This is a genomic window from Gaetbulibacter sp. PBL-D1, assembly GCF_050509525.1.
Lineage (GTDB): Bacteria > Bacteroidota > Bacteroidia > Flavobacteriales > Flavobacteriaceae > Gaetbulibacter_B > Gaetbulibacter_B jejuensis.
This window is the reverse complement of sequence record NZ_JBNWKB010000013.1, coordinates 28540-45926: the sequence shown is the minus strand read 5'-3', so window position 1 is coordinate 45926 and position 17387 is coordinate 28540. Positions and strand designations below refer to the sequence as shown.

The window sequence follows — 17387 nt, the reverse complement described above, 5'->3', positions numbered from 1 at the left end:
AATAATTAAAACGCTATGTATCTAAGACTTCCAACTTATATCCAATACCATGAATGTTGGTTATTTTTATAGAATCGTCCTCCTGTAATTTTTTTCTCAGTTTAGAAATATAGGTGTCTAAACTCCTACCAACAAACACGCCTTGGTCTTCCCAAACTCGTTTAACCAACTCATCTCGTTTAACTACAGTATTCAAGTTTTCATAGAAAATTTCAAGCAGTTCGCACTCTTTTTTGGAAAGTTGAATTTCAGAAGCTGACTTTACCAATTTATTTTGGTCAGGGTAAAACTCATATTTTCCAATAATGTAAGATTCCAACGTGTCTTCCTTGAGCTTTGGTTTTCTAAGCTTCATTAAAAACCATAAAGCTAAAATTACTCCACCCAAAAGTAATACATACATTATCCAAGAAGTTTGTTTAAGCTCAGTAAATTGCACTTGGATTATGTAACACCCAACAGGTAATGCTCTACCCATACAAGGTATAATACTATTCTGCTCTTCATTTTTCATTTCATAGCTATACGCTACTTCATTATCTGAACACTGCAATACTTCAATTCTATAATTATCAGGTAAATTGGCTTTGGTAAAGCTATTCTTTACTGCATCTACTAAACTATCTGGAACAATACTTAGTTCTTCTTGAAAGGTTAATTCAAATTTGTTAGTATCAATATTAGTAATTGGTAAAACCAAAGAGGTAGAATCGTTTTGAGACAGTAAAAGTGAATTCCCTACATCCCGCAATGCAATTTTAGTGATTTCAGAAAATGAATTTTCATCGTCACAAGACATTGAACAACTCAACAACAAAATAAAAAATATAGAATAAATAGTCCTTTTCATATGTTTTGTAAATAAAACATAAATATGTCTATTACTTGAGCGTTTGACACTTCTTTGACACTTTTTTTACATTCTTTAATGATAAAAGAAACCTACTCAAAAACCAATGTTGACTGCTCAGTACCAACTGTCAACTGTACTGTTCGACCCAAAAACATTGCTCTGTTATCATCTTCGTGTCCAGCAGGCATATTAAATGCAATCGGGAAATCGTAATCAGCCAAAGCATCTAAAACTAGTTGCTCAATGGATGTTCCCCAAAGCGTCGTATTTTTTCTAAGTTTGGTCATATCACCAACAATAACTCCTGCACAATTATCAAAATAACCAGCGCGTTTTAAACTTTGTAACATACGGTCTATATGATATTTATACTCACCAATTTCTTCAATAAATAAAATTTTTCCCGAAGTATCAATACTAGTTTCAGAACCCAACATAGTGTGTAACATCGTTAGGTTTCCTCCTACCAATTCACCTGATGCTGTACCAATTCTGTTATAATTTGTTCCTGCTAAAGTATAGGTCAAAGTCTCTCCAAAAATTGCCGACTTAAATGTAGCAACGGTTTGTTCAAGTCCTTCAAGATCTTTTGTTAAGCTCACACACATCATAGCATGTATGGTTTCAAACCCTTGGTTGTGAAACAAACTATGTAAGGCTGTAATATCACTATAACCTATAAGCCATTTGGGTTGTGTTTTAAATTTTGTGAAATCGAGTTTGTCTAAAATCCTTACAGCTCCATATCCACCACGTGCACACCAAATAGCACTTATAGTTGGGTTGTCCATCGCATTTTGAAAATCTTCACAACGCTCGTTATCAGTTCCAGCAAAATGATTATCTTGACTAAACACATGCTTACCAACAACAGCATGCAAGCCCCAACTTTTAAGTAAATCAACAGCTTGTTGTACTTCGCCTTGGCGATTTTTTAATATTCCTGAAGGCGCTACAATAGCAACGGTATCGCCTGCTTTAAGATATTCTGGTTGTATCAAATTAGTAGTGGTTTGTGAGTGTTTATTTTGCGCAAAAAAGGCTTGTATTCCGAAGAAAAAAACCAAACAACATAAACATATTTTAAGGACAAATTTAGACATATTGTAAATGTACATTTTTTTTCAGAAACGCTCTTAAATTACGTATTTTTGTAGCTTCAAAACCATTTTGAAAACACTTATGACATTTATTTGTCCCCTCGAGCGCAGTCGAGAGGTTTTTTGCTAAAGGTCTCGACTGCGCTCGACCAGACATGAAATTTGACAATGAATAATACACGACGATATACAATTACTGCAGCATTACCTTACACAAACGGTCCAATTCATATTGGGCATTTAGCTGGTGTGTATGTTCCTGCTGATATTTATGCGCGTTACTTACGTTTAACAGGAAACGATGTGGCCTTTGTTTGCGGTAGCGATGAGCATGGTGTTCCTATTACTATAAAAGCAAAAAAAGAAGGTGTATCACCTCAAGATGTCGTTGATAAATATCATGCCATTATTAAAAAATCTTTTGAAGATTTTGGAATTACCTTTGATAATTACTCAAGAACGTCAGCGCAAATTCACCATGAAACGGCTTCAGAGTTTTTCTTGGAGTTGTATAAAAAAGGTGAATTTATTGAAGAAGTTACCGAGCAGTTATATGATGAAGAAGCTAAACAGTTCTTGGCAGACCGTTTTGTGATTGGAACTTGCCCAAAATGCGGTAATGAAGAAGCTTATGGTGATCAATGTGAAAAATGTGGAACCAGCCATAATGCTACCGATTTAATTAACCCAAAATCAGCTATTACTGGCAATGCGCCAACACTAAAAGAAACAAAACACTGGTTTTTACCATTAGATAAGCACGAAGATTTTTTAAAAGAATGGATTTTAAAAGGTCATAAAAAAGATTGGAAACCTAATGTTTACGGACAAGTAAAATCTTGGATTGACGATGGTTTACGACCTCGTGCTGTAACACGCGATTTAGATTGGGGAATCCCTGTTCCTGTTGAAGGTGGCGAAGGCAAAGTGCTTTACGTATGGTTTGATGCGCCAATTGGTTACATTTCGGCAACCAAAGAATGGGCTGAACGCGAAGGAAAAGATTGGGAACCATACTGGAAAGACGAAAACACCAAATTGGTTCACTTTATAGGAAAAGATAATATTGTGTTTCACTGTATCATTTTCCCAAGTATGCTAAAAGCAGAAGGCTCATATATTTTACCAGATAATGTGCCAGCTAACGAGTTTTTAAATTTAGAAGGCAATAAATTATCTACGTCTAAAAACTGGGCAGTTTGGTTGCCAGAATATTTAGAGGATTTTCCAGATAAGCAAGATGTTTTGCGTTATGCATTAACAGCAAATGCACCAGAGACCAAAGACAATGATTTTACTTGGAAAGATTTTCAGGCAAGAAACAATAACGAGTTGGTAGCCATTTTTGGAAACTTTATAAACCGTGTTGTTGTTTTAACCAACAAATATTACAATGGTATTATTCCAGAACCAAGCGACTATTCTCAAGTTGATGAAGAAACACTTGCTGCTGTAAAAGCTTATCCAGATGTTATTGCAAGTTCTATTGAGCGTTACCGTTTTCGTGAGGCAAGTCAGGAATTGATGAATCTTGCACGATTGGGTAATAAGTATTTAGCTGATGAAGAACCTTGGAAAGTCATTAAAGAAGATGAAGCACGTACAAAAACAATTATGTTTGTAGCACTACAAATAGCATCGGCTTTAGCAACTATAAGCGAGCCGTTTTTACCGTTTACTTCTTCAAAATTAAAATCTATCCTTTCTCATTCCGCACTTGATACAGAATCTTCTTGGGAAGACATTTCAACAAAAGATGTTTTGCTTCCTGCAGGACATCAAATAGGAAAAGCTGAATTGTTATTCAATAAAATTGAAGATAAAGACATTCAAGCACAATTAGATAAACTAGAAGCGAGTAAAAAGGCCAATGAAGCTGCCAATAAAGCAGCCGAACCTCAAAAAGAAGAAATCACTTTTGATGATTTTACAAAGTTAGATTTACGTGTAGGAACGATTATTGAAGCCGAAAAAATGCCGAAAGCTAAAAAACTTTTAGTTTTAAAGGTTGATACAGGTATTGACACCAGAACCATAGTTTCTGGTATTGCTGAAAGCTTTACTGCTGAAGAAGTCATTGGAAAACGCGTTACCGTTTTAGTGAATTTAGCACCAAGAAAATTACGTGGTGTTGAAAGCGAAGGTATGATTTTAATGACCGAAAGTCCTGAAGGTAAATTGGTGTTTGTAAACCCTGATGCCAACCAAGATGTCGCAAACGGTTTACAGATAAGTTAATTACACCTAATAACAGATTACAAACCTCATAGTCTTATGCTATGAGGTTTTTTATTTTCAGTTAGGATGTCAATTTAAAACGAAGTGCAAATGCTCTTATGAGCAAAAAGGGTAAAATAATAATTACCGAACCCCATAAATTATTGGGTGTGAAAGTTTCAGGGAAATTTCTAACCACAAAAAACATTAAAACAACACCTAATATTATTGACACATGAAGGATAAGCATGTTAGGTGTAAAGTTTCCAAAACTTACTTTTAAAGGTTGCTGAGTGCTATGTAACAGTATACGTTCTACAGCCACAAACACTAGGTTAATGTTAAAAAACCAATTCTGGAAAAATAAAATTCTCATGTTAATTAGTATAAGCGTATCATTGTTCCAATTGGCCATAAACGCAAAAAATACTACTATAAACACAAAATACACACCCATTTGGATAAAGGAACCGAATACAGATGTTTTTCCTTGACTTATATTTACCGCATTTTTGTTATGCTTAAAGCAAATTCTGTCAACGATAATTCTAATAAGTTCATTCCACCAAAAAAAGTAAATAATATAAAACACTGTAGTTTGCCCACTCCAAATGGATAAAGCAGTAAGCAAAATAAATACTAAAAAATCCCATTGTGAATAATGTTTAAGTGGTTTATCTATAAGAGATGAAAAACTATTCATTGGGTTTATTTTTCTGGATGGTTAATTGTCATAATCAAAACTCACTTCAAACAATAGATTTATAAATGAGGCTTTGTGTAAATTTATGACTTGAGAAGCCTGCACTTGATTATAAATATGCTCTGAAACATTAATATTTCCGTGATTAGTTTCAATTTGAAATTTTGTAGAACTTCGATTAGACGTTGCTTTCAATTTATCAATCACTTGAACCTTAGTAACCGTTTTTAAATAACCATTACGATTAAACTTTGCATATCTATTGTACTTAATCAACAGTTTAAATGAGTAGTATATAAATGCAATAATTAACGGAATTAGAAATATGAATATGCCTTTCCAAAGTACAAATAGTAGAATAATTATTGGGATAAGATACATTAGATCTTTTCTAATCGTTTTAAAAAACATTTTTTTGACTAATTCAATCTCTTTAATTGTCATAGGAAAAGACTTCTCATCACGTTCGTAACGCTTTTTACTTATTGTATGATGAGACAAGTCTGTTATGTCATTATTTTTTTCTAAAACCTTAAAGTCTAAAACTTCCTTCTTTTTAGGGCTAATCTCGATAGAAACTTTATCACCTAATTTAGCTTGGGAATACTGCTTGTAAGACACACTGTGCTCTATGTTTTCTATACTAATGTAATAGTGAGTTTGGGTACTTTTACGTGAAGAACCATAGGCATGAGAACCACCACTTCTATTATGTCTGGCAGAAGATGATGTGTGTTTGTTTACCCGCTTATCAGTAACAATACCAGTATAGCATTGTTTTACTCCTTTTTTTAAATCGATATAAGTTCCCCAGAAAAAGTAGAATATAAAGGCTCCAAAAATTAGAGCAAAAGCAGTAAAAACAAAAACAGGAATATATCCCATTTCACCAGTTGGCAACACAAATTTAAAAATGAAGAAAAAAATAGCTCCAACAAAAACACCAAATGCAATTAAAAACAAAAATTGTCGCCTGAGCATTTTTCTGTCTTGCAACGTTAGTGGCTTAATTTCATATTGATTTTGAGGTACCATAAGCTTATTAAAACGAATTTATAGCCGACAACATATCTTCAAACTTTGCTTGTACTTCATCATCATATTTGGTATTACCTATAACTTCTCCATTAGATAAGGTTGTTTTATAAAATCTAATACCTGCAATAGTATTTGTGTTTAAATCGATATCAGCTTCGGCATACGCAATTTTATTTCCTTGCGCATCGGTTTTATAATCAAACAACAATACTTGTGTAAGTGTTAGTTTATCCTTGTGTTTTCCATAAAACTGTGTGGTTTGATTTGAATATTGCTCTAAATTAAAAGGTAAATTATCTAAAGGCGCTTCTTTGTCAAATCGTTGCATACCTTTCATGAGTCTTTCGGTTGCATTTTCGTTGTCACTTAAATCAAACTTTAGTATAAAATTCTCTAAATAAGAAGTCACTTCAAAACGTTGTTCAGGTGACACATACGAAGTAATTTCTTTACCTTCAAGATAATAGTAGTTGGTAGTTATCTCTCTTTGATTTTCATTCTTTTGAGTTCTAATAGCTTTATAAAGTTTCCCTTTATTAGAGTAATAATATGTAGTGACTGTGTTGTTTTCTATAGATGTCGTTTGGTATAGTAACCCGTTTTGGTAGCTAAATGTATTATGACTACTACCATTTTTCAACTTAATGGTTTCTTCCACAAGCTGCCCTTCTCCATTGTATTTGTACGTATGTTTTCTGTTTTCTTTTGAATTACTAAACTCAAAAATACGTTTATGTAGCTTACCTTTTTTATAAATGCATTTTGATGTTGACCACGTATTATCTTTTAAATTCTGAATGTGATAATTGTCTATAAATCCATCCTTACTGAATCGATACGTTGATTTCTCTATTGGTTCTTTATCAAGATTATAACTAACAGTTTCTACTATATTAACAGGTTGTAAAAACCCATAATCTTGAGTAGTAACTTTTGGTAGCGATTGCGCTTGCAGATGATTTAAAGAGATTAAAAAAAAGCTGAAAGTCAGCAAAATGTGTTTAAGTACCATAATTTTTGTATATAATCTGTAAAAATATATGCTCAACTTATTTGTTACAATACGACATTTGCCCTACTTCTATCATTATCTTTTATATTTTTACAGCCTACAAAAAAGAAAGTCATTTTATGTCTCTACTCTCATATATTACCAAAAACACTAACCTTCCAGAAGTATCTGTAAAAAACACCATTAGCTTGCTTAACGATGCGTGTACTGTTCCGTTTATTTCACGTTACAGAAAAGAAGCTACGGGAAATCTTGACGAAGTTCAAATAGGTGATATTGTAAAATACAAAGAACTCTTTGAGGCGCTTGAAAAACGCAAAGCGGCTATTTTAAAAGCACTTGAAGAGCAAGATGTTTTAACGTCAGAATTAGAACAAAAAGTAAACGACGCTCAAGATATTACAACACTTGAAGACATTTACTTGCCATACAAAAAAAGCCGAAAAACAAAAGCTGATACTGCTAAAGCTAACGGATTAGAACCTTTAGCTAAAATCATAATGAGTCAAAACGCTCACGATATTGAAAGCATAGCATATAAATATGTAAAAGATGCTGTTGATTCTGTAGATGATGCTTTGGAAGGTGCACGACATATTATTGCCGAATGGATTAATGAGCGTACTGATGTAAGAAACAATATTCGTTATCAATTAGAACGTTTTGCAACTATTGCAACTAAAGTTGTAAAAAAGAAAGCCGCTGAAGAAGACGCTCAAAAATTCCGTGATTATTTTGATTGGAGCGAGTCATTGAGTCGTATTCCTTCACATCGTTTGCTAGCCATTTTACGTGCCGAAAATGAAGGTTTTATTCGTGTGAAAATTGAAATTGATGATGAACGTGCTTTAGATAAAATGGCACAGCGTATTATAAAATCTGACAATGCGTGTTCCGACCAAATCGAGATTGCTATAAAAGATGCATACAAGCGCTTATTGTTACCATCATTGAGCAATGAAGCGTTACAAAATGCTAAAGAAAAAGCCGATGAAGCTGCGATAACTGTTTTTGCTAAAAACCTAAAACAATTGTTGTTGGGTTCACCATTAGGAGAAAAGCGTATTTTGGCCATCGATCCTGGTTTTAGAACTGGTTGTAAAGTAGTGTGTTTAGATGCGCAAGGGCAACTTAAACACAATGAAACCATTTATCCACATGCGCCTAAAAACGATAGTACTGGCGCCATAAAAAAAATAAGCACTCTTGCTGAAGCTTATAAAATTGAAGCTATTGCTATTGGAAACGGAACCGCTTCGCGCGAAACAGAATCACTTATCAGACGTATTCGTTTTAAAAATGATATTCAAGTGTTTGTGGTAAGTGAAGCAGGAGCTAGTATTTATTCGGCTTCAAAAATTGCCAGAGACGAGTTTCCTAATTACGACGTCACTGTTAGAGGTGCCATTTCTATTGGTCGTCGTTTACAAGATCCGTTGGCAGAGTTGGTTAAGATTGATGCAAAATCTATTGGTGTTGGTCAATATCAGCATGATGTCGATCAAACCAAATTAAAAACCGAACTAGATACGGTTGTAGAAAGTTGCGTGAATGCTGTTGGTGTTAATCTAAATACCGCAAGTAAAAGTTTGTTGAGTTATGTATCTGGAATTGGCCCTAAATTAGCCGAAAACATTGTTAGTTATCGCGATGAACATGGTGCATTTTCATCAAGAACCGATTTAAAAAAAGTACCACGTTTAGGCGATAAAGCTTTTGAGCAAGGATCAGCATTCTTAAGAATTAAAGATGCAAAAAATCCGTTAGACGATTCTGCTGTGCATCCTGAAAGCTATAGTATTGTAAAAGCTATTGCAAAAAATGAAGGAAAACGAGTTTCTGAACTTATAGGGAATTCTGCTGTTTTAAATGGTATTGATTTAAAATCCTATTGTACAGATACCGTTGGTTTGCCAACACTTAAAGACATCGTAAAAGAACTTGAAAAACCAGGATTAGATATTAGAGAACAAGCCAAAGTGTTTACCTTTAATCAAAACATAAAAACCATCAATGATGTGCAAGAAGGTCAATTGCTTCCGGGAATTGTCAATAATGTAACCAATTTTGGAGCTTTTGTTGATATTGGAATTAAAGAAAGCGGCTTAATTCATATTTCAAACTTATCAGATGGTTTTGTAAGTGATGTTAGTGCGCATATTAGTTTGCACGAACAGGTCATTGTAAAAGTTTTGGAGGTTGATATTCCGCGTAAGCGTATTCAATTAAAACTACATAAATCATGAATTGGATTATTTTAATTATCGCAGGATTATTTGAAGTTGCCTTTGCTTTTTGTTTAGGAAAGGTAAAAGAAACCTCAGGAAACACGTCTACCTATTGGTTTTTAGGCTTTTTATTTTGTTTAGCCATTAGCATGTGGCTCTTAATAAAAGCTACCGAAACGTTGCCAATAGGAACCGCTTATGCCGTTTGGACAGGCATTGGAGCTGTAGGTACGGTTTTAGTAGGCATTTTTGTGTTTAATGAACCTGCTAATTTTTGGCGTGTCTTTTTTATTTCAACCTTAATTATTTCTATTGTTGGCTTAAAATTTGTGTCTCAACATTAAGTTCTAATATTTAACATATTTTTGTGTGAAAATAAAGCCTTAAAAGTCAATATAAGATTTAGCTTTGCATTTTTTTTAGTTTATGAAAAAGGCAAGAATGGCTTTGGTTGTTGGGGTTATATGTATTTCTATATTCCCTGTTTTGGTTAAGTTAAATTTAACCTCTGGTGTAATTTCTGCATTTTACAGAATGTTTTTTTCTCTGCTTGTATTACTGCCCTTTGTGTTGTACAAGCGTGCACTCAAAATTCCTAATTTTAAAGTTGGGCTACTAGCCATTGTTTGTGGCATTATCTTTGGGACAGATGTTACTGTTTGGAATATTGCCATTCAAGAATCAACTGCTACACAAGCATCACTATTGACAAATTTATCTCCTGTGTGGGTTGGTATTTTAGCATTCCTTTTTTTAAAAAATAAACCAAAACCTAATTTTTGGATAGGAACCCTTGTTGCTATTTTTGGTATGGTATTACTAGTAGGATTTCAGGTATTTAAAACATTAGATTTTGATTTGGCATTTGTTTTTGGTGTGCTGTCTGGAGTGCTTTATGCTTTCTATATGCTGATAAGTAAATATGTTTTGAAAACGATGGATATTTTAAGTTTTATGACACTTAACTTAATAGCTTCAAGTATTCATTTAGGTGTATTAAGCTATTTTCTTAATGAACCTTTTTATGGGTTTAGTAACATGGGATGGATTGTGTTGATTATTCAAGCATTAGTTTGTCAGTTGTTAGCTTGGCTTCTTATTAGTTACGCAACTCAACATATGCGTGCTACAAGAGTTTCTGTGAGTTTGCTTGGTCAAGGAATTTTGGCAACTGTTCTTGCATGGATGTTTATAGGAGAGCAAGTAACTATTCAAATGGTAATTGGAGGAATCATTTTGCTTTTAGGTATTGGGATTACTTTTAAAGAAACACCACTAACATCATATTCATTTAGAAAAATTAAGTCAAAAGTAAAGCCTTTATAATATTACTGCAACGAAGGTAATTTAAAACTATTCTAACATCTTTAACGTTTAAAAATGCTTAACTTTACGTAAAAAGAAAGACATTATGTTATCAAAAAAAATAGAAAAAGCGTTAAATGATCAAATTAGAGTTGAAGCCGAATCTTCTCAAATCTATTTAGCTATGGCTTGTTGGGCTGAAGTAAAAGGACTTGAAGGAGTTGCTGGTTTTATGTACTCACAATCTGATGAAGAACGTGCGCATATGCTCAAACTAGTTAGATATGTAAACGAACGTGGTGGACACGCTCATGTATCAGCCTTAAATGCACCAAATGTGACCTTTAAATCGTTTAAGGAAATGTTTGAAAAACTATTTGAACACGAAGTATTTGTATCAGAAAGCATTAATGAGTTAGTGCATATTGCGTTACAAGAAAAAGACTATTCTACTCACAACTTCTTACAATGGTATGTAAGCGAACAAATAGAAGAAGAAGCAATGGCTCGTACAATTCTTGATAAAATAAATATGATAGGAGACGATAAAGGTGGCTTGTACTTATTTGACAGAGATATTCAACAAATAACAATAAGCACAGCTGCTTCTGAAAGTCCTGAATAATTTTTAACAGTTAATTTTATTTAGAATTAATTAAAATAATTTATTTTTGCCTCATATTCTACAAGTTAGTAACCGTTGGGTAAGAAGAAAAAAGAAAAGAAACAACAGAAAAAAGCTTTAAAAACCTTACATAAAGCAGGTATCATTAATGCTAACAAGGTAAAAAGCAAGTGTTGTGAAAAATATAAAAAAGGTGAAAACAAGCGTTGTGGCAAATGCCCTTGCTTTGATTTACTTAAAAAAGTTGCATAAAAAAGTCTCAATAACTATTGAGGCTTTTTTATTTCTAATTCTACTGAATCTAAAACAACATTTCATGCCTTATTTTTACTGATGAAATGAAGATTTAAACTAAAAAAAGACCTCATTATTTTCATTTTATAAACAGCAAAAAATATCTTTATGTTGATAAATTGTTAAGAAGAATATTTAGCACATTTCATTTCATTTAGAATAATTTATCACTTTTACATTATCTTATTAGATACACTATAATTCGTTATTACTTATGGAAATTTTACACATTACTAAAAGAAATTTTAGCCAGAAACCTTTTGAATTAAGCAAAATCACAAACGCTATTTTAAAGGCAATGAAAGCGGTTGAAAATGGAGAATTTGGAGACGCTCAACTAATAGCAAATAACGTTTATGACGTATTGTTACAAAGGAAAAATCAGGATAAAGATTATTTACCTACGGTTGAGGAAGTGCAAGATGTTGTAGAAGATAAATTAATGGAAAGTTCTTTTCACGATGTTGCAAAAGCTTACATTTTATACAGAAACAAACAAGCTTTAAGTCGTAAGAGTAACATTTTTGAAAAACGTGTAAACTTAAAACCTTACGAGTATCCTCAATTATACGAATATGTTCCAGCAATTCGTCATTCATACTGGATACATACCGAGTTTAATTTCACAAGTGATATACAAGATTTCAAATCAAATCTTTCTGAAGTAGAAAAATCTGCTATAAAAAATACGATGCTTGCAATTTCTCAAATTGAGATTGCAGTAAAAACGTTTTGGGGAGATATTTACCATAGAATGCCAAAGCCTGAAATAGGATCTGTAGGTTCAACATTTGCAGAAAGTGAAGTAAGACATGCTGATGCATACTCGCACCTTCTTGAAATTTTAGGACTAAACAAAGAATTTGAAGAGCTAAAGAAAAAACCAGTAATTATGAAGCGTGTGCAGTATTTAGAAACTGCATTAAAAAACGCTAAAAGTGAAAACAATCAAGAATATGCAGAGTCTGTATTATTGTTCTCATTATTTATTGAGCATGTGTCTTTATTCTCTCAATTCTTAATCATTATGGCATTCAACAAGCATAAAAATATGCTTAAAGGTATCTCTAACGTGGTTGAAGCAACATCAAAAGAAGAGCAAATTCATGGAGATTTCGGTATAGATATCATCAATATTATCAAAGATGAGCACCCAGAGTGGTTTGATGAAAGCTACAATACCATGATTCAAGATATGTGTAAAGAAGCCTATGTTGCTGAAAGCAAGATTGTAGATTGGATTTTTGAAGAAGGCGAATTAGATTTCTTACCAAAAGCAGTTGTAAACGAGTTTATTAAAAACCGTTTCAATAAATCTTTAGAAAGCATTGGTATTGAAAAAGTATTTGATATAGACGAAACACTACTTACACAAACCGAATGGTTTGATGATGAGATTATTGGTACAAAACATGGCGATTTCTTTGTAAAGCGCTCTATCAATTACAGTAAAAGAACACAAAGTATAACAAGCGACGACTTATTTTAACCAGACTATTTTTTATAACCTATGGAGAACAAAACAATACACCAGCCGCAACTACAAGAACAAAACAGTACTACTGAACAACTAGTAAACGCCCGAAAAGAATTTTTAACCAATACGAAAAAGGAAGAAGGATTTGAGTGGTTAAACGAATACAGTCAACAGTTTTTAGAATCAGGATACTTAACCGAAGGTGTAACGCCCAAGCAACGTATTAGAGAAATTGCTGAACGCGCAGAACATATTCTTCAAATTCCTGGATATGCAGATAAGTTTTATCACTATATGTCTGAAGGGTTTTTCTCTTTAGCATCTCCAGTTTGGTCTAACTTTGGTAAAGAACGTGGTTTACCAATAAGCTGTTTTGGTTCTCATATTGATGATGACATGGGTAATATTCTTTACACACAGTCAGAAGTTGGTATGATGTCAAAATTAGGTGGTGGTACTTCTGGATTTTTTGGTAAAATTCGTCATAGAGGAGCTCCTGTAAAAAACAATGGACAAGCATCTGGTGCAGTTCATATTATGCAGTTGTTTGAGTCTATGGTTGATGTGGTTAGTCAAGGTTCTGTACGTCGTGGTCGTTTTTCTCCATATTTACCAATTGAGCATCCAGATATTAAAGAGTTTTTAGAAATAGGTACTGAAGGTAACCCAATACAGCAATTAACACATGGTGTAACAGTTACCAACAAGTGGATGGAAGAAATGATTGCTGGTGATGTTGAAAAACGTACTATTTGGGCAAAAGTACTGCAAAGTCGTGGCGAAATGGGTTACCCTTATGTATTCTTTACAGACAATGCTAACAATGGTAAACCAGAAGTTTATAAAGATAAAAACCACAGCATACACGCAAGTAACTTATGTACTGAAATTATGTTACCATCAAACGATGATTGGTCGTTTGTATGTGTACTTTCTAGTATAAATGTATTACACTACGATAAGTGGAAAAGCACAGACGCAGTAGAAACTATGATTTATTTCTTGGATGCTGTAATAACAGAATTCATTGAAAAACTAGAAGTATATCGTGATTCTGATAACAGAGACGACCGTCAAACATTCTTGTTTATGGAGCGTGCTTATAATTTCGCAAAAGAAAACCGTGCTTTAGGATTAGGTGTTTTAGGATGGCACTCTTTATTACAGTCTAGAATGCATGCCTTTGATAGTCAAGAAGCATTTAACTTAAACCGTGAAATCTTTAAAACTATAAAAGAGCGTTCATACAAAGCTTCAGAAGAGTTGGCTGTGAAATTTGGAGAGCCTGAAGTGTTAAAAGGCTACGGTCGTAGAAACACAACATTAAACGCTGTAGCGCCTACAACATCTTCGGCGTTTATTTTAGGACAAGTATCTCAAGGTATTGAGCCAATATGGTCAAATATTTATGTAAAAGATATTGCTAAAATAAAAACAACAATAAAGAATCCTTTCTTGGAAAATTTATTAGAAGAAAAAGGACAAAACACAACTGAAGTTTGGAGAAGTATTAGAGATATGGATGGTTCTGTACAACATTTAGAGTTTTTAACAGAGCAAGAAAAAAACGTCTTTAAAACGTACTCTGAGATTGACCAATTAGATGTAGTTTATCAAGCATCAGCAAGACAAGAATTTATAGATCAAGGACAATCTGTAAACATTATTGTGCATCCTGAAATGCCTGTAAAAGAAATAAACAACATTCATGTTACAGCTTGGAAACTTGGTTTAAAATCATTGTATTACCAACACAGCATGAATGCTGCACAAAAATTCAAACAGAAAAAAGAGTGTACAAGCTGTGAGGCTTAATCACAATATTAAATAATAAAAAAACCGCTCGAATGAGCGGTTTTTTTTATTGCAGTTTATTTACTCAACATCAAAAGTTCATTACAAACTATTTCAGTAGTGTAGTGTTTTTTACCTTCTTTGTCTTCCCAAGAGCGATTGGTAAGTTTCCCTTCAACCGCAATTTCTTGTCCTTTAGAAATATAATTCTCTACTACTTTTACTAGACCACCACGAACAATAATATTGTGCCAGTAAGCGCGTTCTACTTTGTTTCCATTTTTGTCTTTGTAGCTATCATCTGTAGCTAAAGAAAATTTGGCAATTTTATTACCATCATCAAAATTTACAATTTCAGGATCCTGTCCTAATCTACCAATCAACTGTACTTTGTTTCTAAGCGTGTTCATAATTTTAATTTTTTAAATGTTAAACAGTTAATACTATCGAGTTCTTATGTTACTGAAGTGCATCCAGTATTAATTCGACACTGCAAATATGAAACAGATACCAAAATTTATTCGGTTATTAACTGTTTAAATTCGTTTGTAAATGTTTGTAGTCGTTTGTAAACGAATAATTTGTATATTGTATACAAGCTAAATCGCTATTGATAATCACTTATAAATGAAAGCATTATTAGAAACTGAACGTTTAATTCTAAGAGAGATATTACCTACTGATATTGAAGGTATGTTTGAATTAGATTCTAACCCAATAGTACACAAATATTTGGGTAACAAACCTGTAAAGACCAAACAGGATTCAGAAAAAATAATACAATCCATTATAAAACAATACGAAGAAAGAGGAATTGGTCGTTGGGCTGCTATTGAAAAATCTACAGGAGATTTTATAGGTTGGTCAGGGTTAAAACTTAATACAGGTGAAAAAGATTCTTTAAACGGAAAACAAGATTTTTATGATATTGGTTATCGCTTTATTCCTCGATATTGGGGAAAAGGTTACGCAACCGAATCGGCTATTGTTGCATTAGATTATGGCTTTAAAGTAAAACAATACGAAACCATTGTAGGAGTTGCTCTTACAGATAATATTGGCTCTAATAAGGTGCTTCAAAAAATAGGATTACAACATATTGAAGATTTTGATTGTGAAGGCGAAAAAGCCTCTTGGTATGAATTAAAACTAAACGATTATGAAAAAAACATGTCCTGAATGTGGTGAGAAAATAGTTGGCAGAATTGATAAAAAATTCTGTAGCGATGCTTGTCGGAATTCATATAATAACAGAGTGAATAAAGACAGTAAAAACTTAATACGAAACACCAACAATCGACTTAGAAAAAACTACAGAATACTTGAAGCATTAAACCCTGAGCAAAAAACTAAAACCTCGAGAGCAAAACTTATTGAAAAAGGGTTTGACTTTAACTACTTCACCAGTATCTACACCACCAAAGTTGGCACTGTATATTACTTTGTTTACGACCAAGGCTACTTACCTATTGAAGGCGACTATTATGCGTTAGTAAAGCGAGAAAGTTAAACTGTAACATTTAAAGTAAATGTCCAACTAATAGTGTATTCAACAATTAAATTTTCATGCTTCCATTTTTATCAACCTCACCATTTCTTATTATAGGTATTGTTATTCTTATTCTTAGTATAATTGGAATAACATCATACTACTTCAGTTCAAAACAAACTATATTACGAATTTTAGCAAAGACACCTTATAAACCTGTAAGTAGTTTTAAAAGCAATGAATTTGTTAAAGTAAGTGGTAAAGCGTTGCATGTTCAAAACCCTTTGATTGCTCCACTTAGTAAAAGAAAGTGTATGTTTCTATTATATTAAAATTGAACAGAAGAAAAGCAATGGCAAAAATTCGTATTGGAGAACCTTAATTGAAGAAGAGCGATTTCAGGATTTCTTTATTGAGAGTAATGGTAATATGTTTATTATCAAGCCAACTCAAAATCCAAAAAATTATAAAAGTCATTTAGTAATTGACAAGAAAACATCTTCAGGTACTTTTAACAGTCCTACACCTGAGTTTGAATCTCTTTTAAAAAGGTATAATATAGACTCAACAGGTTTTTTTGGATTCAATAAAACACTTCGCTACAAAGAAGGTATAATTGAAATTGGAGAAACCATAATAGTTGCTGGAATAGTAAAATGGAAAAACCTTAGCGAACCTATTCCTGAATATAACTACTCTAAAATAGCAACTTTAGAAAGTGATGTTAAACAAAAAATTATAATTACAGATTTGCCTGAAACCGTTAACTTTAAAAGACATTAAACTACTTCCAGTTATGTCCTTTTAACTGCATTGCTGCTTTTAAAATATCCTTTTGGCTAATTTGACCTACTAGCTTACCGTTTTCAACAATAGGAAAACGACGCCTTTTAGAATTTAAAAATTTATTAGCAGCATCAAACACGTTCATGTTACCATCTATAGTCTCAACATCTCTTATCATGCGCTTTTCAACATTGTCTTGAGCCATTGGCATATTGTAATATCTACTATCGCTTATTTGCTTGAGGCAATCTCCTTCTGAAATAATACCTACAAGTTCGTTTTTGTCATTAACCACAGGACCACCAGAAATCTTATTTTGTATTAAAGATTCAATAACTTCTTCAACTGACTGTTCTGGTTTAAAAGTTATTAAACTGGTTGACATGTAATCACTCACTTTTAATTGTGTACTTTCAGTAGCATTAATTTGTTGCTTTCTGGCACCTTGAAAACTCTTAATTCCCAT

At 32.9% G+C, this 17387-nt stretch carries 18 protein-coding genes; 11 read left to right on the top strand and 7 right to left on the bottom strand.

What is annotated here, in order from left to right:
- Positions 1–13: 13 nt before the first annotated feature.
- Together ACQ0RB_RS11705 and ACQ0RB_RS11700 are read right to left on the bottom strand one after the other, a co-directional pair.
- On the bottom strand, positions 14–850 hold the full coding sequence (locus tag ACQ0RB_RS11705) for a winged helix-turn-helix domain-containing protein (protein ID WP_430498635.1): 837 nt from the start codon (positions 848–850) through the stop codon (positions 14–16).
- 92 nt (positions 851–942) lie between these two features.
- Positions 943–1956 carry a S66 peptidase family protein gene (locus ACQ0RB_RS11700; RefSeq protein WP_430498633.1) on the bottom strand — a complete coding sequence of 338 codons (1014 nt, stop codon included), beginning with the start codon at positions 1954–1956 and terminating at the stop codon, positions 943–945.
- A 165-nt stretch (positions 1957–2121) separates the two neighbouring features.
- On the opposite strand from ACQ0RB_RS11700, the gene metG reads away from it, so the two are divergent.
- Entirely contained in the window at positions 2122–4191 is a 2070-nt protein-coding gene (gene metG, locus ACQ0RB_RS11695; RefSeq protein ID WP_430498631.1) for a methionine--tRNA ligase, read from the top strand.
- 61 nt (positions 4192–4252) lie between these two features.
- On the opposite strand, the gene ACQ0RB_RS11690 is transcribed toward metG, so the two are convergent.
- The 3 genes from ACQ0RB_RS11690 to ACQ0RB_RS11680 are packed head-to-tail and all read right to left on the bottom strand — an operon-like array spanning position 4253 to position 6923.
- Positions 4253–4873, bottom strand: a complete 621-nt coding sequence (locus ACQ0RB_RS11690; RefSeq protein WP_430498629.1) for a hypothetical protein — start codon at positions 4871–4873, stop codon at positions 4253–4255.
- Between the two features lie 21 nt (positions 4874–4894).
- Positions 4895–5908 (bottom strand): hypothetical protein, encoded by a 1014-nt coding sequence (locus tag ACQ0RB_RS11685; RefSeq protein WP_430498628.1) that lies wholly within the window; start codon positions 5906–5908, stop codon positions 4895–4897.
- Positions 5909–5915: 7 nt separating this feature from the next.
- Positions 5916–6923 carry a hypothetical protein gene (locus ACQ0RB_RS11680; RefSeq protein WP_430498627.1) on the bottom strand — a complete coding sequence of 336 codons (1008 nt, stop codon included), beginning with the start codon at positions 6921–6923 and terminating at the stop codon, positions 5916–5918.
- 119 nt (positions 6924–7042) lie between these two features.
- Here ACQ0RB_RS11680 and ACQ0RB_RS11675 point away from each other — a divergent pair, with 119 nt between their 5' ends.
- The 7 genes from ACQ0RB_RS11675 to ACQ0RB_RS11645 all read left to right on the top strand — a co-directional run bounded on the left by ACQ0RB_RS11675 (position 7043) and on the right by ACQ0RB_RS11645 (position 14667).
- Complete coding sequence (locus ACQ0RB_RS11675) at positions 7043–9169, top strand: Tex family protein (RefSeq protein WP_430498625.1); 2127 nt, start codon at positions 7043–7045, stop codon at positions 9167–9169.
- Positions 9166–9495, top strand: a complete 330-nt coding sequence (locus tag ACQ0RB_RS11670; protein WP_129759641.1) for a DMT family transporter — start codon at positions 9166–9168, stop codon at positions 9493–9495. The genes ACQ0RB_RS11675 and ACQ0RB_RS11670 overlap by 4 nt, the downstream gene beginning before the upstream one ends.
- Positions 9496–9577: 82 nt before the next feature.
- A complete protein-coding gene (locus tag ACQ0RB_RS11665; protein ID WP_129759642.1) occupies positions 9578–10477 on the top strand; it encodes a DMT family transporter in 900 nt (299 codons plus the stop codon).
- 85 nt (positions 10478–10562) lie between these two features.
- The gene (locus ACQ0RB_RS11660; RefSeq protein WP_129759643.1) at positions 10563–11081 is read left to right on the top strand and encodes a ferritin; all 519 of its coding nucleotides are present in this window, start codon (positions 10563–10565) and stop codon (positions 11079–11081) included.
- 75 nt (positions 11082–11156) lie between these two features.
- The gene (locus tag ACQ0RB_RS11655) at positions 11157–11333 is read left to right on the top strand and encodes a hypothetical protein (protein WP_335973311.1); all 177 of its coding nucleotides are present in this window, start codon (positions 11157–11159) and stop codon (positions 11331–11333) included.
- A gap of 256 nt (positions 11334–11589) precedes the next feature.
- Complete coding sequence (locus tag ACQ0RB_RS11650; RefSeq protein WP_430498622.1) at positions 11590–12864, top strand: ribonucleotide-diphosphate reductase subunit beta; 1275 nt, start codon at positions 11590–11592, stop codon at positions 12862–12864.
- Between the two features lie 21 nt (positions 12865–12885).
- Positions 12886–14667 carry a ribonucleoside-diphosphate reductase subunit alpha gene (locus ACQ0RB_RS11645; RefSeq protein WP_430498620.1) on the top strand — a complete coding sequence of 594 codons (1782 nt, stop codon included), beginning with the start codon at positions 12886–12888 and terminating at the stop codon, positions 14665–14667.
- A gap of 56 nt (positions 14668–14723) precedes the next feature.
- On the opposite strand, the gene ACQ0RB_RS11640 is transcribed toward ACQ0RB_RS11645, so the two are convergent.
- On the bottom strand, positions 14724–15056 hold the full coding sequence (locus ACQ0RB_RS11640; RefSeq protein ID WP_129759649.1) for a single-stranded DNA-binding protein: 333 nt from the start codon (positions 15054–15056) through the stop codon (positions 14724–14726).
- A gap of 217 nt (positions 15057–15273) precedes the next feature.
- Between ACQ0RB_RS11640 and ACQ0RB_RS11635 the strand changes: the two genes are divergently transcribed.
- The 3 genes from ACQ0RB_RS11635 (at position 15274) to ACQ0RB_RS11625 (ending at position 16918) form a co-directional block, all read left to right on the top strand.
- Positions 15274–15825 carry a GNAT family N-acetyltransferase gene (locus ACQ0RB_RS11635; protein ID WP_430498618.1) on the top strand — a complete coding sequence of 184 codons (552 nt, stop codon included), beginning with the start codon at positions 15274–15276 and terminating at the stop codon, positions 15823–15825.
- Positions 15806–16156 carry a hypothetical protein gene (locus ACQ0RB_RS11630; protein ID WP_129759651.1) on the top strand — a complete coding sequence of 117 codons (351 nt, stop codon included), beginning with the start codon at positions 15806–15808 and terminating at the stop codon, positions 16154–16156. Before ACQ0RB_RS11635 ends, ACQ0RB_RS11630 begins: the two co-directional genes overlap by 20 nt.
- A 267-nt stretch (positions 16157–16423) precedes the next feature.
- Complete coding sequence (locus ACQ0RB_RS11625; RefSeq protein ID WP_430498616.1) at positions 16424–16918, top strand: hypothetical protein; 495 nt, start codon at positions 16424–16426, stop codon at positions 16916–16918.
- A 1-nt stretch (position 16919) separates the two neighbouring features.
- On the opposite strand, the gene ACQ0RB_RS11620 is transcribed toward ACQ0RB_RS11625, so the two are convergent.
- Positions 16920–17387: a CBS domain-containing protein gene (locus ACQ0RB_RS11620; protein ID WP_129759653.1), complete on the bottom strand. Its 468-nt coding sequence runs from the start codon at positions 17385–17387 to the stop codon at positions 16920–16922.

Excerpts from the sequence above, each read along its gene's own strand:
- ACQ0RB_RS11700 (WP_430498633.1), bottom strand. The coding sequence starts at position 1,956 with ATGTCTAAATTTGTCCTTAAAATATGTTTATGTTGTTTGGTTTTTTTC.
- ACQ0RB_RS11620 (WP_129759653.1), bottom strand. The coding sequence starts at position 17,387 with ATGGGAATTAAGAGTTTTCAAGGTGCCAGAAAGCAACAAATTAATGCT.
- ACQ0RB_RS11645 (WP_430498620.1), top strand. The coding sequence starts at position 12,886 with ATGGAGAACAAAACAATACACCAGCCGCAACTACAAGAACAAAACAGT.
- metG (WP_430498631.1), top strand. The coding sequence starts at position 2,122 with ATGAATAATACACGACGATATACAATTACTGCAGCATTACCTTACACA.
- ACQ0RB_RS11650 (WP_430498622.1), top strand. The coding sequence starts at position 11,590 with ATGGAAATTTTACACATTACTAAAAGAAATTTTAGCCAGAAACCTTTT.
- ACQ0RB_RS11680 (WP_430498627.1), bottom strand. The coding sequence starts at position 6,923 with ATGGTACTTAAACACATTTTGCTGACTTTCAGCTTTTTTTTAATCTCT.
- ACQ0RB_RS11675 (WP_430498625.1), top strand. The coding sequence starts at position 7,043 with ATGTCTCTACTCTCATATATTACCAAAAACACTAACCTTCCAGAAGTA.
- ACQ0RB_RS11665 (WP_129759642.1), top strand. The coding sequence starts at position 9,578 with ATGAAAAAGGCAAGAATGGCTTTGGTTGTTGGGGTTATATGTATTTCT.
- ACQ0RB_RS11630 (WP_129759651.1), top strand. The coding sequence starts at position 15,806 with ATGAAAAAAACATGTCCTGAATGTGGTGAGAAAATAGTTGGCAGAATT.
- ACQ0RB_RS11660 (WP_129759643.1), top strand. The coding sequence starts at position 10,563 with ATGTTATCAAAAAAAATAGAAAAAGCGTTAAATGATCAAATTAGAGTT.
- ACQ0RB_RS11685 (WP_430498628.1), bottom strand. The coding sequence starts at position 5,908 with ATGGTACCTCAAAATCAATATGAAATTAAGCCACTAACGTTGCAAGAC.
- ACQ0RB_RS11640 (WP_129759649.1), bottom strand. The coding sequence starts at position 15,056 with ATGAACACGCTTAGAAACAAAGTACAGTTGATTGGTAGATTAGGACAG.
- ACQ0RB_RS11705 (WP_430498635.1), bottom strand. The coding sequence starts at position 850 with ATGAAAAGGACTATTTATTCTATATTTTTTATTTTGTTGTTGAGTTGT.
- ACQ0RB_RS11690 (WP_430498629.1), bottom strand. The coding sequence starts at position 4,873 with ATGAATAGTTTTTCATCTCTTATAGATAAACCACTTAAACATTATTCA.
- ACQ0RB_RS11635 (WP_430498618.1), top strand. The coding sequence starts at position 15,274 with ATGAAAGCATTATTAGAAACTGAACGTTTAATTCTAAGAGAGATATTA.
- ACQ0RB_RS11670 (WP_129759641.1), top strand. The coding sequence starts at position 9,166 with ATGAATTGGATTATTTTAATTATCGCAGGATTATTTGAAGTTGCCTTT.